Raw genomic sequence first — 13,883 nt, forward strand, 5'->3', positions numbered from 1 at the left:
AGCCGGATTCTCACCGGATCGATGGCGCGACGTCATGTCTGCAGGACATTATAGGACCTGCCCATCGAACATTGGTCGATGACTTGGTGGTAGCGAATTTCAGCTGCCTTCATCGACGCTATAATGGTCGTATGGGCGGCCTTACTGGTGACTTAAGCCGGTCCGGCGAAGGCGGTGGACACCCGGCCCGTCCACAGGGCAGTTTCGGGCAAGGTTACCAACCTATGTCGTCGGGGTGTGGGAGAGAGCGGGACGCATGGCACGGCCGGGACTGACGAATCCGACGCGGGCCTTCATCAAGAAGGGCGCGCGCTTCTTCCTCAACGGCGCCCTGATGCGGGCGAGCGACAGCGTCACGCTCGACATCCACGCGGTCGACGTGCTGCTGATGCCGAGCCACCTGATCGAGGCCGACGAGGTGCGCACCCCCCTGCAGCGGCTCTACTACCTCGTCCAGCAGATGCTGATCGAGCCCGGCCGCATGGCCGAGTGGCAGGAGGCCTACCGCGCCCTCCTGGTGGCCGGCGTCGGCCTGCCCGAGCACGAGACGCTGCGGCCGATCCTGCGCCTCGTCGAGCGCGAGAAGTACCAGAGCGCGATGGCGCTGCTGCGCAAGACCATGCGGGGCGAGGAGGCTCAGAGGGCCGCCACCGAGGCGACGAGCCGGCGCGTGTAGGGGTGGCGGGGCGCCCCGAACACCGCCTCGGGCGTCCCCTCCTCGACGACGGCGCCGCCCTCCATCACCAGCACCCGGTCGGCCAGGGCCTCCACCACCGCGAGGTCGTGGCTGATGAGCACGGCGGTGAGCCCGTGCCGGGCCCTCAGATCCGCGAGCAGGCGCAGCACCTTCGCCTGCACCGCGAGGTCGAGGGCCGCGACCGGCTCGTCCAGGACGACGATCCGCGCCCCCGCCGCCAGCGCCCGCGCGATCGCGACGCGCTGCGCCTGCCCGCCCGAGAGCTCGTGCGGGTAGCGGTCGAGATGGGCCGGCTCCAGGCCGACGGAGTCCATCAGGGCGGCGAGGCGCGGCGGGCGCTCGGCCGCGTCGAGCCCGGCGAGGAAGCGCAGGGGCGCGGCCAGGGCTTGGCGGATCGTCCGGCGCGGGTTGAGCGCCGAGACGGGGTCCTGGAACACGTACTGGATCGTGCGGCCCAGCACCCGCGGCCCCGCCCGGACGAGGTCGGGCAGCGGCCTTCCCTCGATGACGATCGACCCGGCGCTCGGCCGCACCAGCCCGACGAGGCAGCGCGCGAGGGTGGACTTGCCGCAGCCGGATTCGCCCACGATGCCGAGCGTCTCTCCCGGCGCGACCCGGAACGACACGCCCCCGAGCGCCGTCACGGCCGGCCGGCCGCGGGCGAAGAGGCCGCCCCGCGCCGGGTAGGTCTTGGCGAGGCCGCGCACCTCCACGGCCGGGCTCACGCGCGTTCCTCCGGCCACGGATCGGCCGCCGGCCTCGTCCGCCTCCAGCAGCGCCCGGGCGCGCCCGAGCACCGGCACCGCGGCGATCAGGCCGCGGGTGGTGGGGTGCTGCGGGCGCGAGAGCACCCGCGCCGCCTCCCCGGCCTCGACGATCCGCCCGCCCTGCATCACCGCGACCCGGTCGCAGAGCCGCCGCACCACCCCGACATCGTGGCTGATGAACAGGATCGCGAGGCCCCGCTCCCGGCGCAGCCGGTCGAGCAGGTCGAGGATCCCCGCCTGCACGGTGGCGTCGAGGGCGGTGGTCGGCTCGTCCGCGACGATCAGATCGGGATCGTTGGCGAGCGCCATGGCGATGCCGACCCGCTGGCGCTGCCCGCCGGAGAGCTCGTGCGGGTAGGCGCGGGCGATGCGGCCGGGATCCGGCAGGGCGACCGCGGCGAGCAGCCCCTCGGCGCGGCTCGCCGCCTCCCCGGCCCCGACCCGGCGATGCGCCCGGATCGCCTCCGCGACCTGGTCCCCGACCCGGATCAGCGGGTGGAGCGTGGTGAGCGGGTCCTGGAACACGTAGGCGATCCGGTCCCCGCGCAGGCGGCGCAGGGCGGCGGGCGGCAGGGCGAGGAGGTCCTCGCCGCGAAAGCGGATCGCCCCCCCGGTGACGAGGCCCGGCGGCGAGGGGACGAGGCGCAGGATCGCGTGGGCCGTCACCGACTTGCCCGAGCCCGAGGCCCCGACGAGGCCGAGGCACTCCCCCGGGGCGACCGCGAGGTCGACGCCCCGCACCGCCTCGGCGCGGCCCGCCGGCGTCTCGAAGGCGACGCGCAGGCCCGCGACCGCGAGCCCGTCGGCGGGCCGGAGCCCGTCGGCGGGCGGGGGCCCGGCCGCGGGCGGGGCGGCGGGGAGCGGAGGGCGCGCGACCCGGGTCGCGGCGCCCGGCCGCGCCGCCGGGCCGCCGGCGAGGCGCGGGTCGAGGGCGTCGCGCAGCCCGTCGCCGACGAGGTTCAGGGCGAGCACGATCAGGAGGACCGCGAAGCCCGGCACCGCCGCCACGGCGGGCGCGCCGATCAGGACGCGGCGCCCCTCCCCCAGCATCGCCCCGAGATCGGCCTGCGGCGGCTGCGCCCCGAGGCCCAGGAAGGACAGGCCGGCCGTCTCCAGGATCATCCAGCCGACCGTGGTCGAGGCGGTGACGGCGATCACCGGCAGGACGTTCGGCAGGATCTCGACGAGGAGGATGCGGGCCGGCCCCATGCCGGAGAGCCGCGCCGCGGCGACGAAATCCTGCACCCGCAGGGTCGCGGCCACGCCCCGCACGGTGCGGGCGAAGAACGGGATGTTGGCGACCACCACCGCCGCCAGGGCGTTGAGGAGGCCCGGCCCGAGCGCCGCCACCACGGCGAGGGCGAGCAGCAGGTAGGGGAAGGCCATCAGCACGTCGACGAGGCGCATCAGCAGCGCCTCGGTCCGGCCGCCGGCGAAGCCCGCGACGAGGCCGAGGCCCGAGCCGATCCCGGCCGCGAGCGACGCCGCCGCGAGGCCGACCGCGAGGCTCACCCGGGTGCCGTGGACGAGCCGGGCCAGGAGGTCGCGGCCGAGCGCGTCGGTGCCGAGCCACGCGCCCGGCGTGAGGGGCGCCAGCAGCCGCGCGGCGGGCGCGGTGGCGTCGGGATCGGCGAGGGGCAGGAGCGGCGCGGCCAGCGAGACCGCGCCGACGAGGACGAGCGCGACGAGCCCCGCCGCCGCCGGGCGGTTGCGCATCAGCCGGGCGAGGAGGCCGCTCACCCGCCGATCCTCGGATCGGCGAGCCGCTGCAGCAGGTCGGCCGCGAGGTTCACCAGCACGTAGGTCGTCGCCACGACGAGCACCCCGCCCTGGACCAGGAGCACGTCCCGGGTGGCGATGGCGCCGACCAGCATGCGGCCGATGCCCGGCCACTGGAACACGGTCTCGACGTAGACCGCCCCGCCGAGCACGAAGCCCGCCTGGGTGCCGATGACCGGGATCACCGTCACCAGGGCGGCGCGGGCGGCGTGGAGGAGCACGATCCGCCCCTCGCCGAGGCCCTTGGCGCGGGCGGTGCGGACGAAGTCCTGGCGCAGCACCTCCAGCATGGCGGCGCGGGTGAGCCGGGCGATCACCCCGGCCGCCACCACCGCCAGGGTCGCGGCCGGCAGGGCGAGGTGGCGCAGGAGATCGGCCAGGGTCTCCTCGCCGTAGATCGCGTGCATGCCGCTCACCGGCAGCAGGCGCCAGCGCACCGAGACCAGCAGGATCAGCAGGAGCCCGAGCCAGAAGGACGGCACCGAGAGGCCGACCAGCACGCCGAGCGTGGCGAGCCGGTCGACCCAGCCCGATTGCCGCAGGGCCGCCGCGACCCCGAGGGCGAGGCCGAGGAGCGCGGCGAGGGCGAGCGCCGCCCCCGCCAGGATCAGCGTCGCGGCGAAGCGCTCCGCCACCTCGTCGAGGACGGGGCGGTTGAGGCTGTGCGAGCGGCCGAGATCGCCGGTGAGCACGTGCGAGAGCCACGTCAGGTACTGGACCGGCAGGGAGCGGTCGAGGCCGAGGTCGCGGTTGACGCGGGCGACCGCCTCGGGCGTCGCGTAGGGGCCGAGCAGGGCCAGTGCCGGGTCGCCCGGGATCAGCGCCATGATCAGGAAGACGATCACGCTGAGGCCCAGCAGGACCGGGACCAGGGCGGCGAGCCGGCCGAGGAGGTAGCGGCCCATCACGGCCCATCGCGCTTGCGCACGCCGGCGAGGCGGGCCGTGAAGGTCGGGTCGAGGGCGAAGCCGCGCACGGCCTCCCGCACCACCGCCGCCTGCTTGCCGTGGACCACGACCGCGAAGGGCGCGTCCGCCACGACGAGGCGCTCCGCGGCCCGGTCGAGATCCCGGCGGCGCGCCGGGTCGGTGCTGCGGCGGGCCTCGTCGAGGAGCCGGTCGAGATCCGGGTTGGCGTAGCCGCCCGCGTTGAAGCCGCCCTTCCCCGGCAGCGCGTCGCTCGCGAGGGCGAGCGAGGGCAATTGGTCGGGATCGTTGGTCATCCAGGCCATCTCGGCCATGTCGGCCATGTCGGCGTCCTCGCCGAGGCCGCGATTGACCCGGGCCAGGTAGGCGTTCCACTCGTAGGTGACGAGCCGGACGTCGAGGCCCACGCGGGCGAGGTCGGCCTGGATCGCCGTGCCCATCGCCACCGGGTCGAGCATCCCCGACCCGCCCTCGGCGACGAGGAGCGTGAGCCGCGCCCCCTCCGCCCCGGCCTCGCGCAGCAGGGCGCGGGCGCGGGCGGGATCGTGGCCGTAGCCCGCGAGGTCGGGATCGTAGGTGCCCGCGAAGGCCGGGGCGATGATCCCGCGCGCCGGCACGGCCGTGCCCTGCAGCACGTGCTCGGCCAGCGCCCGCCGGTCGATGGCCCAGTTCACCGCCTCGCGCACCCGGCGGTCCCGCAGCGGCCCGGCCCGCATATTCAGGATCAGGTACCAGAGGTGGGGGCCGACCGCCTCCGCGACCGAGAACCCGGCCCGGTGCCGGAACAGCGCGAGGGCGTCGGGCGGCATCTCCGCCGCGACGTCGACGTCGCCCGCCAGCATCTCGGTCGCGCGGGTGTTCGGGTCGGCGAGCGGGCGGAAGATCACGAGCCGCGAGGCGGCCGGCCCGCCCCAGTAATCCGGGTTGCGGGCGAGCGTCACCTTGCGGCTGCTCTGCCACGCCTCGAAGCGGAACGGCCCGGTCCCGACCGGGTTGCGCCCGAAATCCTTCCCCCGCGCCATCACGGCCCCGGGCGGGACGATGAGCCCGGTCGGCGTCGCGAGGTTGGCCAGGAAGGGCGCGAAGGGCTGGCGCAGGGTGAAGCGCACCGTCCGGGGATCGAGGGCCTCGACCCGCTCCACCGCGCGGAACAGGAAGGCGAGCGGGAAGGGGCCGGTCGCCGCCGCCGGGTGGGCGGGGTCGAGGAGCCGCCCGAAGGTGAAGGTCACGGCCCGCGCGTCGAGCGGGCTGCCGTCGTGGAAGCGCACGCCCGCGCGCAGCCGGAACGTGTAGCGGCGGCCATCCTCCGAGAGGCTCCAGCTCTCGGCGAGCGCGGGCTCGATCTCCAGGCTGCCGGGCTTGGTGCGCACCAGCCCGTCGTAGAGGTTGACGAGGATGCGCGCATCGTTCGTCGCGGTGGTGACGCCGGGATCGAGGGAGGCGGGCTCGGCCGACTGCCCGACCACCAGCACGTCGTCGGGCACCTCCGCGGCCCGCGCCCGCCCGGCAACGCCCGCCGCGGCCGCGAGGGCGGCGAGGACAAGGCCGACGAGGGCGGGGCGGGCTGGGCTCACGGCCTTGGTCTCGCGCGGGCAGGACGGGCGCGGCGACGCCGCGGTCGGGCCAACGCGGGGGAGCGGGATTGGTTGCCTCAGCGGCAGGGCCGGGCTCGCGCCTCACCCGCTCCGCAGGCGCCGAGCCGGCTCGTTCGACCGCGCCCAGATCTCCTGCAGGCGGCCCGGTTCGAGCAGGGCCCGGAAGGTCTCGATCGGCACCGGGGGGCTGAACAGGTAGCCCTGGGCCGTCGTCGCCCCGCCCTCGACCAGGAAGCGCAGGTCCGCGTCGGTCTCGACGCCCTCCACCACGGTCTCGAATCCGAGCGAGCCGGCGAGCGACAGGATGGTGCGCACGATCGTCTGCTGCTCGGGATTGCCCGCCACGCCGTCGACCAGGGAGCGGTCGAGCTTGAGCGCGTCGATGGGCGCGCGCGCGAGCGTGGCGAGGTTCGAGTAGCCGGTGCCGAAATCGTCGATCGAGACCCGCACCCCGAGCCCGCGCAGCCGCGTCACGTGGCCCTGGATGGTGTCGGAATCGCGCATCGCCACCGTCTCGGTGATCTCCAGTTCGAGGCAGGAGGGCGGCAGGCCGGCCCGCGCCAGCCGGTCCTCGACCGTCTGGGCGAAGGTCGGGTCCTCCAGCTGCAGCACCGAGACGTTGACCGCCACCGTGACGTCGTGGCCGCGCGCCAGCAATTCCCCGATCTCCGCGAGGGCGCGCTCGAGCACGAAGACGCCGAGATCCGGGATCAGCCCCGCCTCCTCGGCGATCGGGATGAACTTGCCCGGCGGGATCGCGCCGCGCTCGGGATGGTGCCAGCGCATCAGCGCCTCGGCGCCGACGACCCGCCCGTCCGCCAGGGACACTTTGGGCTGGTAATGCACGCTGAACTCGCGGGTCTTGAGGGCGCGGCGCAGCTCGCTCTCGATGCCGAGGCGCTCCTGCACCCGCTGGGCCGCCTCCGCGGTGAAGAAGGTGCAGGTGCCCCGCCCCTGCCGCTTGGCCTCGTACATGGCGATGTCCGCCCGCACCAGGAGCTCGTCGTAGCCGGCCTCGCCCTCCGCCAGCGCGATGCCGATGCTGGCCCCGACCACCATGTGGGCGCTGCCGACCTCGTAGCTCTCGCTCACCACGGCCACCAGGGCCTCGCCGCACGCGCGCAACCCGTCGCGGGTGAGGGCGCCGCTCACGACGATCAGGAACTCGTCGCCGCCGATGCGCCCGAGCAGCACGCTCTCCCAGGCGCCCGCCCGGCGGCGCTCCTCCAGGAAGGCGACGAGCCGGCGCGCGAGCTGGGAGAGGAGCGCGTCCCCGGCCCGGTGGCCGAACGTGTCGTTGACCGACTTGAAGCGGTCGAGGTCGAGGAACAGGAAGGCCGTGCGGCCGCGGCCCTGGCCGAGGATCGCGGTGCCGTCGAGCCGCATCTTCTCGCGGTTGGCGAGCCCGGTGACCGGATCGAAGAAGGCGAGCTGGCGCACGCGCCCGAGGCTCTCGCGCAGGTTCGCCAGCATCGTCTCGAAGGCTTGGCCGAGGCTGCGCACCTCCCCGAGGCCGCGCGCCCGGAAGGGCACGTCGAGGTCCCCGCGCGCCACGGCGCTCGCCGCCGTCGCGAGTTCCGGCAGGCCGCTGGTGACCCGGCGCACGGCGGCGAGCACCATCACGACGAGGGCGCCGAGGGAGACGGCGGCGAGCAGCAGGAACCACGCGAAGAGCGAGCGGGTCTGCATCACGCCGAGCCGCAGGATCTCCTGGGTGGCGGCGCCGACCTCGGCCACGCTGGAATGGGCGCAGACCGCGAGGGTGAGGCGGTGGGGCATGCAGCGCGCCACCCGCGCGCCGTCCTGCGAGACGAGCAGGTCGTCCTCGCCGAGATCCTCGCGGGGCACGAGGCCGGAGGCCGGGGCGCCGGCCGCCGAGATCGGGCGCTCCCCGGCGAGCACGACGACCCCGACCTTGGTGAGGGCCGAGAAGTTCAGGAAGGTCGGCTCGCGCGGCGCGAGCAGGCGCAGGCCGACCAGGGCGCCGGCCACGTCCCCGAAATCGTCGAAGACCGGCTCGATCTGGATGCCGCCGATCCGGCGCTCGGCCGGCAGCCCGAGGAGCGCCCCGATCTCTTCCGGCAGCGCGATCATCCGGCCGATCGCCCGGCGCCGCGCGCGGCTGTTCTCCGCCAGCACCTCCCGGATCGGCGACTCGAGCTCGGCCCGGCCGAGCGCCTCCGCCAAGTCGAGGAGGTCGTCGCCCGCGCTCGTCCCGGTCACGATCCCCTTCGGGTCGGTGACGATCAGCGCGTCGAGATCCCCGGTCACGGCGGCGGGGGCGAGGAGTTCGCGCAGGGCGACCGGGTTGGCGCTGCCCACCGCCTTCACGATGTCGAGCCGCTGGGCGAGGAAGCGCGTCTGCCGGGCGGCCTCCTGGAACAGGCCGTCGAGGCGGGCGCCGGCGAGGCCGGCCTCGCCGTCGAGCTTGCGCGCCACCTGCTCGCGGGAGAGGAGCGCCACCGTCCGCGCCCGCTCGGCCGCGTCCTGGTTCAGGCGCTGCAGGGCGAGCAGGCCGGTGACGGCGAAGGTCAGGGCCCCGGTGACGAGGACGGTGATGGCGAGGTAGCGGCCGATCTGCGATCCGGGCCGCCGCCGCCAGACCCGGCGCGCCGCGACCGCGAGGCGGCGCAGGGGGGCGGGCGTCCGCCCCCGGCCGGCCGGCCGGGGCCGATCCGGGGGACTCGTGCCGCTGATATCCGCCGTTTCGGGCACGCGCCTCGTCCGATCGATCACGTCTCTCCTTGAGCTACCGGCGAAGTGTTGAGACCAACCTAAAATTCCGCGCCCTCGTCCCCGCCCGCAAAGTAGCTCCCAGGAGGATTGCCAAGGTACTCATCGGATCGATCTGAATGACGGCGATCTCGCGCGGCGAGGGCGGCGGGATCGACAGGCGCGGGATTGCGCGAGCGGCCGCGTCGACGGGTCTGCTCGGGACCTTCTCCGCCGAGATCCTGCGCACCGGGAGGCCGGTCACGGGGTCCGTGCGGCGCGCCGGGGGCGGGCCGCCCGCGGCCGCTTGGGTGGAACAGGCCTCGCGCCGGGCACGTTGGCCGGCACCAGAACCAGAAGAGGACGACCGATGACCGCCAAGCCTCCTCCCGTTCCGCCCGCCAACCAGTCCCACAAGGGGCCCGGCAGCGCCCAGGGGGCGCCCACGGAGCTCGGCAAGGCCGGCAGCCAGACCAAGGATCCGGACAAGATCGGCCAGGCCGGCAATTCCAAGGTGAACACCACCAACCAGGGATACCAGCAGGACCGATGAGCACCTCGCGCAAGGCCCCCCAGACCGACCGCCACCACGGCGGGCCCGGCAGCAGCCACCAGGACGCGACGGAGCCCCAGCGGCCCGAGCGGCACGACCCCCAGCCGGGCAGCCCGACGAACGGCGCCACGTCGCACGTCTCGGGCGGAGGCGGCGAGCGCGACGCGCATCACCGCCACAGCAAGACCGGGCAGGCCCCGGACCGGACCGAGCGCTCGCACTAGCGCCGCGCCCGATCACGGTGCCATCGGGCGCAAGCTCTCGGTCGTTGGTTGTGCCGCATTGTCTTCGATGAATCGGCATCCCCTTCGTCGGACAATGCTCCAGGGCTTCCCCGCCGCTCAGGGGTCCCCTCGGCGGCTCTGCGCCCGCCGCGCAGGGCTGAGGTCAGCGGCCCTGCGCGGCCGCGAAGGCCGCCCCGTCCGCGAGGCCCTGCGCGAAGGCCCGCCGGATCCCGTCCGGATCGGTGATGTCGAACTGGCCGATGGCGACGGGGGCGGAGGGCTGCAGGTAGGTCCGGCCCGGATGCTGCGGCAGGGACCGGTAGCGCCGGGTCAGCAGCACGAGGCTGCGCCCGCCCGCCGCCTCGATGCCGGCGAGCGGCGCGACCGGGACGTTGTCCACGAGGCCTCCGTCGAGGGCGGGCCCGTCCCCGACGCGGCCCACCGGCATGAAGGGCGGCACGCTCGCGCTCGCCATCAGGGCCGCGGCGAGCTCCTCCGCGCCCCCGAGGTCGCGCACCGACACGAACTCCTCCCGGAAGCCGAGGGCTCTCCCGCCGCGCGGGTGCACGGGGGCCCGCCAGGTCTTCTCGACCTGGTAGGTGAGGATGCCGAGCGGGATCGCGGCGGCGAGCGGCAGGCGGCGCGGCGGCCGCGCCAGGGCGATCCTGACCTCGGCCGGCCCGGCGCGCAGCGCCGCGAAGGCCGCCGGCCCGAGCACCGCGTCGATGAGGTCGCGGTAGAGGGCGGAGACCGGAAAGGCCCGCCCGCCCCGGCAGGCCGCGCGCCAATCGAGGTTCGGCGTCCCGGCGGCGCAGCCCTCGGCGACCCGCTCCATCACCGCCCGCCCCTGCCCGAGCAGGCTGTAGCAGGCCGCGAAGGCGCCTCCCGAGACGCCGACCACCAGGGAGGGGGAGAGGCGCAGGCGCTCGGCCGCCGCCGCCCAGAAGCCGCCCTGCCAATAGCAGCGATTTCCCCCGCCCGCGAAGGCGACCGCGTCGAACATCGCCGTCAGCGCCGCGCCTCCTCGTCCGCCCGCGCCACGCCGCGCCACGCGAGCACCACCCGCTCGAGGGAGGCGAGGTCGTCGGCCGGGAGCGTGCCGAGGGTGCGGACCACGTAGGCGGTCTGGGCCGCCATGCCGCTCCGCGCGAGGTCGCGCCCGACCTGCGTGAGGTGGAGGGCGTGCGAGCGCCGGTCGCCCGGGATCGGGCGCCGCTCCACCAGCCCCGCCTCGACCAGCCGGTCGACCAGCCCCGAGACGTTGCCCTTCGTGACGTAGAGCCGCTCGGCGAGGTCCTGCTGGGTGAGCCCCTCCTGCTCGGAGAGCGTGGAGAGCACGTCGAATTGCGGGATCGACAGGCCGAGCGCCCGCAACTCGGCCGCGACCGCCGCGGCGACGCGCCGGTTGAGCCGGACGAAGCGGAACCAGATCCGCATCGGGTCCGGGGGAATGGCGGCGAGGGAGGCGGAGCGCGGCGAGGTGGGGGTCATCGAGATAGTTTATATCAGAACCATCTCGGCGCCAGCGGGGCGGAACCGATCCCCCGCCGCCGGAGGCGGGTCCCGCCGCTCGCCCCGGCCTCGCCCGGGGCCCGCCCGGGGGCCCGCCGGGCGGCGGATCACGCGCGATGCGATGACCAAGCGCGTCGGCGACCTCCAGGCGGCGATCGGGGGGGGCGCCGAGGCCATGGCGGCGATCAACGGGGCGGTCACCGAACTCTCGCGGCTGATCCGGGATCCGCTGCGATCAACCGGAGCCCGCATGACCCTCGCGATGGCGAGCGCGGTCGAGGAGCGGACGGCCTCGACCCGGGAGGTCGCGAGCCCCGTCGTCGCCGTGCCGCAGGCGGCGCGGGAGACCGGCGGCTCGCCCAGGCGGTGCGGGAGGTTTCGGTGAGCCTCGCCGGCCGGTCGAGCGGTCTCGGCACCGGCGTCGAGCGCTGCCTCAAGGCCGGGCAGGGCGCGCGGGGAGCTGGCCTCCCCGCTACACCGCCATGGTGGTCTTCACCGTCTCGACCAGCTGCTTGAGGCTGAAGGGCTTGGGCAGGAAGTTGAATTCCTCGCCCTCCGGCAGGTTCTTCTGGAAGGCGTCCTCGGCGTAGCCGGAGACGAAGATCACCTTGAGGGTGGGGTGCCGCTTGCGCAGCTCGCGCAGCAGCGTCGGGCCGTCCATCTCGGGCATCACCACGTCCGACACGACGAGGTCGACCGGCGTGTCGCGCTCGCCGATGATGGCGAGCGCCTCCAGCCCCGAGGCGGCCTCGAGCACCGTGTAGCCGCGCGCCGCGAGCGCCCTCGCGTTCACCGCCCGCACCGGATCCTCGTCCTCGACGAGCAGGATGGTGCCGCGGCCGGTGAGGTCGGCGGCCGGCGCCTTGCGCTCGGGGGCGGCGCCCTCCGCCGGGGCGGCGGCGGCCGGCGCCGCGGCGGGGGCCGCCTCCGGGGCGGGCACCTCCTCGGGGATCGGGACGTAGCGCGGCAGGTAGATGCCGAACACCGTGCCCTCGCCGACCGTCGACTTCACGTCGATGTAGGCGCCCGACTGCTTGACGATGCCGAACACCGTCGAGAGGCCGAGCCCGGTGCCCTTGTTCACCTCCTTGGTGGTGAAGAACGGCTCGAAGATCTTCTCCATGATCTCCGGCGTCATGCCGGTGCCGGTATCGGCCACCTCGACCAGCACGTAATCGGCCGCCGGCAGGCCGGTGAGCTGGAGGGCGCCCGCCGCCTCGGCGGCGACGTTGGCGGTGCGGATCGCGAGGCGCCCGCCATTCGGCATCGCGTCGCGGGCATTCACCGCGAGGTTCACGATCACCTGCTCGAACTGGTTCACGTCGGCCTTGACCGGCCAGAGGTCGCGCCCGTGCTTGAGATCGAGCTCGACCCGCTCGCCGAGGAGGCGCTTGAGCAGCAGCGTCAGGTCCGAGAGCGCGTCGCCGAGATGGATCACCTCCGGGCGCAGGGTCTGCCGGCGCGAGAAGGCGAGCAGCTGGCGCACCAGGCTCGCGGCCCGGTTCGCGTTCTGCTTGATCTGCATGATGTCCTGGAAGGCCGGGTCCACCGGGCGGTGGCTGGCCAGCAGCAGGTCCGAGTAGCCGATGATCGCCTGCAGGACGTTGTTGAAGTCGTGCGCGATGCCGCCGGCGAGCTGGCCCACCATCTCCATCTTCTGGGCTTGGTTGATCTGCTGCTGCAGCTGGAGCTGGGCGGTGGTGTCGAGGGCGTAGAGGATCACCGTCTCCTGGCCGCCGTCGGGCTCGGGCCCGCCCGCGGCGCGCACCTCGGGGCTGAGCCAGATCCGGGCCGAGCGGTTGCCCGGGGCGGCGACGCCGACCTCCACGGGGGCGACGTCGCCCCGCCCCTCGGCGGCGAGCCGGAAGGCGCCGTCGAAGGTCTGGCGGTCGCGCTCGGCGATGCAGTCGTGGGCCGAGGGGCCGAGTTCGCGGCCCTCGCCGGTGCGCGGCAGCGTGCCGAAGAGCCGCGCGAAGGAGGCGTTCGCCCGCACGAGGCGCCCCGCCGCGTCGAGCGTCGCCACGGCGATCGGGCTGGTGTTGAAGAAGCGCGCGAAGCGCACCTCGGCGGCGCGCTGCGGCTCGTCGGTCTCCTCCCCGGCCGAGCGGTTGAGCACCAGGGTGCGCGAATCGCCCGGGCGCCCGTCCTGGCCGTAGGCGACGCGGTGGTAGATGCGGGCGGGGAGCGGGTGGCCATTGCGGCGGCGCAGGTCGAGGTCGAAGACGTCGGTGCGCACCTCGCCGGGCTGCGCGTTGCCCGCCACCAGCACCTCGCCCACCGCCGCCGGCAGGATCTCGGCGAGGCGCAGGCCCCCCGAGCCGACCTGCGCGAGGTCGTAGCCGAGCCACGCGGCCAGGGTGGCGTTCATGTAGACGACGCCGCCGCGCGGATCGACCGACAGGAAGCCCGCGGGGGCGTGGTCGAGGAAGTCGATCGTGTGCTGGAGGACCTGGAAGACGTTCTCCTGGCGCTCGCGCTCGTGGGTGATGTCGCTGACGGCCCAGAGCGCGACCGGGCGGCGCGGCAGCGGCAGCGGCCGCACCGCGATCCGGTACCACGCGAAATCCCGCTCGCCCCCGCCGGGCGGGGGTGCCATGCGGATCTCCTCCGAGAGGCTGCGCCCCTCGCGGGCGGCCTGGGCGAGGCGGTAGACCGCCTCCGAGACGTCCGGGCTGCCGACGAAGATCCGCTCGACGAGGCGCAGGTTCGAGAAGCTGTCGCTCCCCGCCAGCGCGAGGTAGGCGGCGTTGGCGTAGATCGGCCGCGCGCCGTCCTCGACGGCGATCATGCCCTCGGGGGCGGCGTCGACCACCGCCTTGGTGACGTCGTTGCGCCCTCCCTGCCCGGTGAGCTGCAGGGCGCCGATGGCGAGGGCGAAGAGCGAGAACACGCCCGCCATGGCGAGCACCGCCAGGAGCCCGAGGATCAGCGGCTGGGCCTGCTCGTTGGCGACGAAGCTCAGGCCCACCGCCGCCCCGACGAGCAGGCCGGCGAGGAGCAGGAGCAGGCTCACCCGGCCGGGGCGCTCCGAGCGGTCGAGGGCGGTGGCCTCGGGCGGGGCTTGGGGACTCAACTCGGGCATGACGCCGTGATCCATCCTGAACATGCCGGTCGATGG

General features: G+C 74.9%; 11 protein-coding genes. 4 read left to right on the top strand and 7 right to left on the bottom strand.

The annotated features are described in order from the left end of the window. Positions 1-256 precede the first annotated feature (256 nt). The gene (locus MET2598_RS0112525; protein WP_012334850.1) at positions 257-676 is read left to right on the top strand and encodes a flagellar biosynthesis repressor FlbT; all 420 of its coding nucleotides are present in this window, start codon (positions 257-259) and stop codon (positions 674-676) included. Here the strand turns inward: MET2598_RS0112525 and MET2598_RS36395 are convergent. The 4 genes from MET2598_RS36395 to MET2598_RS0112545 form a co-directional block, all read right to left on the bottom strand. Further along, a complete protein-coding gene (locus MET2598_RS36395; RefSeq protein WP_018261061.1) occupies positions 637-3,204 on the bottom strand; it encodes an ABC transporter ATP-binding protein/permease in 2,568 nt (855 codons plus the stop codon). The genes MET2598_RS0112525 and MET2598_RS36395 overlap by 40 nt on opposite strands. Next, positions 3,201-4,148 (bottom strand): ABC transporter permease, encoded by a 948-nt coding sequence (locus tag MET2598_RS0112535; protein ID WP_018261062.1) that lies wholly within the window; start codon positions 4,146-4,148, stop codon positions 3,201-3,203. Before MET2598_RS0112535 ends, MET2598_RS36395 begins: the two co-directional genes overlap by 4 nt. Next, positions 4,148-5,743 (bottom strand): ABC transporter substrate-binding protein, encoded by a 1,596-nt coding sequence (locus MET2598_RS0112540; RefSeq protein ID WP_018261063.1) that lies wholly within the window; start codon positions 5,741-5,743, stop codon positions 4,148-4,150. The genes MET2598_RS0112535 and MET2598_RS0112540 overlap by 1 nt, the downstream gene beginning before the upstream one ends. Positions 5,744-5,845: 102 nt before the next feature. Then, entirely contained in the window at positions 5,846-8,479 is a 2,634-nt protein-coding gene (locus tag MET2598_RS0112545; protein WP_236728713.1) for a putative bifunctional diguanylate cyclase/phosphodiesterase, read from the bottom strand. A gap of 367 nt (positions 8,480-8,846) precedes the next feature. On the opposite strand from MET2598_RS0112545, the gene MET2598_RS0112550 reads away from it, so the two are divergent. Further along, positions 8,847-9,029, top strand: coding sequence for a hypothetical protein (locus MET2598_RS0112550; protein ID WP_012334856.1), 183 nt, complete (start codon positions 8,847-8,849; stop codon positions 9,027-9,029). Beyond that, positions 9,026-9,253 (top strand): hypothetical protein, encoded by a 228-nt coding sequence (locus MET2598_RS0112555; protein ID WP_018261064.1) that lies wholly within the window; start codon positions 9,026-9,028, stop codon positions 9,251-9,253. The genes MET2598_RS0112550 and MET2598_RS0112555 overlap by 4 nt, the downstream gene beginning before the upstream one ends. A gap of 163 nt (positions 9,254-9,416) precedes the next feature. On the opposite strand, the gene MET2598_RS0112560 is transcribed toward MET2598_RS0112555, so the two are convergent. Both MET2598_RS0112560 and MET2598_RS0112565 read right to left on the bottom strand, forming a co-directional pair. Further along, the gene (locus MET2598_RS0112560) at positions 9,417-10,256 is read right to left on the bottom strand and encodes a patatin-like phospholipase family protein (RefSeq protein ID WP_018261065.1); all 840 of its coding nucleotides are present in this window, start codon (positions 10,254-10,256) and stop codon (positions 9,417-9,419) included. A gap of 5 nt (positions 10,257-10,261) precedes the next feature. After that, positions 10,262-10,744, bottom strand: a complete 483-nt coding sequence (locus tag MET2598_RS0112565) for a MarR family winged helix-turn-helix transcriptional regulator (RefSeq protein ID WP_012334859.1) — start codon at positions 10,742-10,744, stop codon at positions 10,262-10,264. Between the two features lie 142 nt (positions 10,745-10,886). Here MET2598_RS0112565 and MET2598_RS0112570 point away from each other — a divergent pair, with 142 nt between their 5' ends. Continuing rightward, positions 10,887-11,150, top strand: a complete 264-nt coding sequence (locus MET2598_RS0112570; protein WP_018261066.1) for a hypothetical protein — start codon at positions 10,887-10,889, stop codon at positions 11,148-11,150. Between the two features lie 87 nt (positions 11,151-11,237). On the opposite strand, the gene cckA is transcribed toward MET2598_RS0112570, so the two are convergent. Continuing rightward, complete coding sequence (gene cckA, locus MET2598_RS0112575) at positions 11,238-13,847, bottom strand: cell cycle histidine kinase CckA (RefSeq protein WP_026190688.1); 2,610 nt, start codon at positions 13,845-13,847, stop codon at positions 11,238-11,240. Positions 13,848-13,883 lie beyond the last annotated feature (36 nt).

Origin of the sequence: Methylobacterium sp. WSM2598, from assembly GCF_000379105.1 — a bacterium.
Lineage (GTDB): Bacteria > Pseudomonadota > Alphaproteobacteria > Rhizobiales > Beijerinckiaceae > Methylobacterium.

What these genes read in the sequence shown, in the direction of transcription:
- MET2598_RS0112525 (WP_012334850.1), top strand. Translation starts at nt 257, where the DNA reads ATGGCACGGCCGGGACTGACGAATCCGACGCGGGCCTTCATCAAGAAG.
- MET2598_RS0112535 (WP_018261062.1), bottom strand. Translation starts at nt 4,148, where the DNA reads ATGGGCCGCTACCTCCTCGGCCGGCTCGCCGCCCTGGTCCCGGTCCTG.
- MET2598_RS0112550 (WP_012334856.1), top strand. Translation starts at nt 8,847, where the DNA reads ATGACCGCCAAGCCTCCTCCCGTTCCGCCCGCCAACCAGTCCCACAAG.
- MET2598_RS0112555 (WP_018261064.1), top strand. Translation starts at nt 9,026, where the DNA reads ATGAGCACCTCGCGCAAGGCCCCCCAGACCGACCGCCACCACGGCGGG.
- MET2598_RS0112560 (WP_018261065.1), bottom strand. Translation starts at nt 10,256, where the DNA reads ATGTTCGACGCGGTCGCCTTCGCGGGCGGGGGAAATCGCTGCTATTGG.
- MET2598_RS0112565 (WP_012334859.1), bottom strand. Translation starts at nt 10,744, where the DNA reads ATGACCCCCACCTCGCCGCGCTCCGCCTCCCTCGCCGCCATTCCCCCG.
- MET2598_RS0112570 (WP_018261066.1), top strand. Translation starts at nt 10,887, where the DNA reads ATGACCAAGCGCGTCGGCGACCTCCAGGCGGCGATCGGGGGGGGCGCC.
- cckA (WP_026190688.1), bottom strand. Translation starts at nt 13,847, where the DNA reads ATGCCCGAGTTGAGTCCCCAAGCCCCGCCCGAGGCCACCGCCCTCGAC.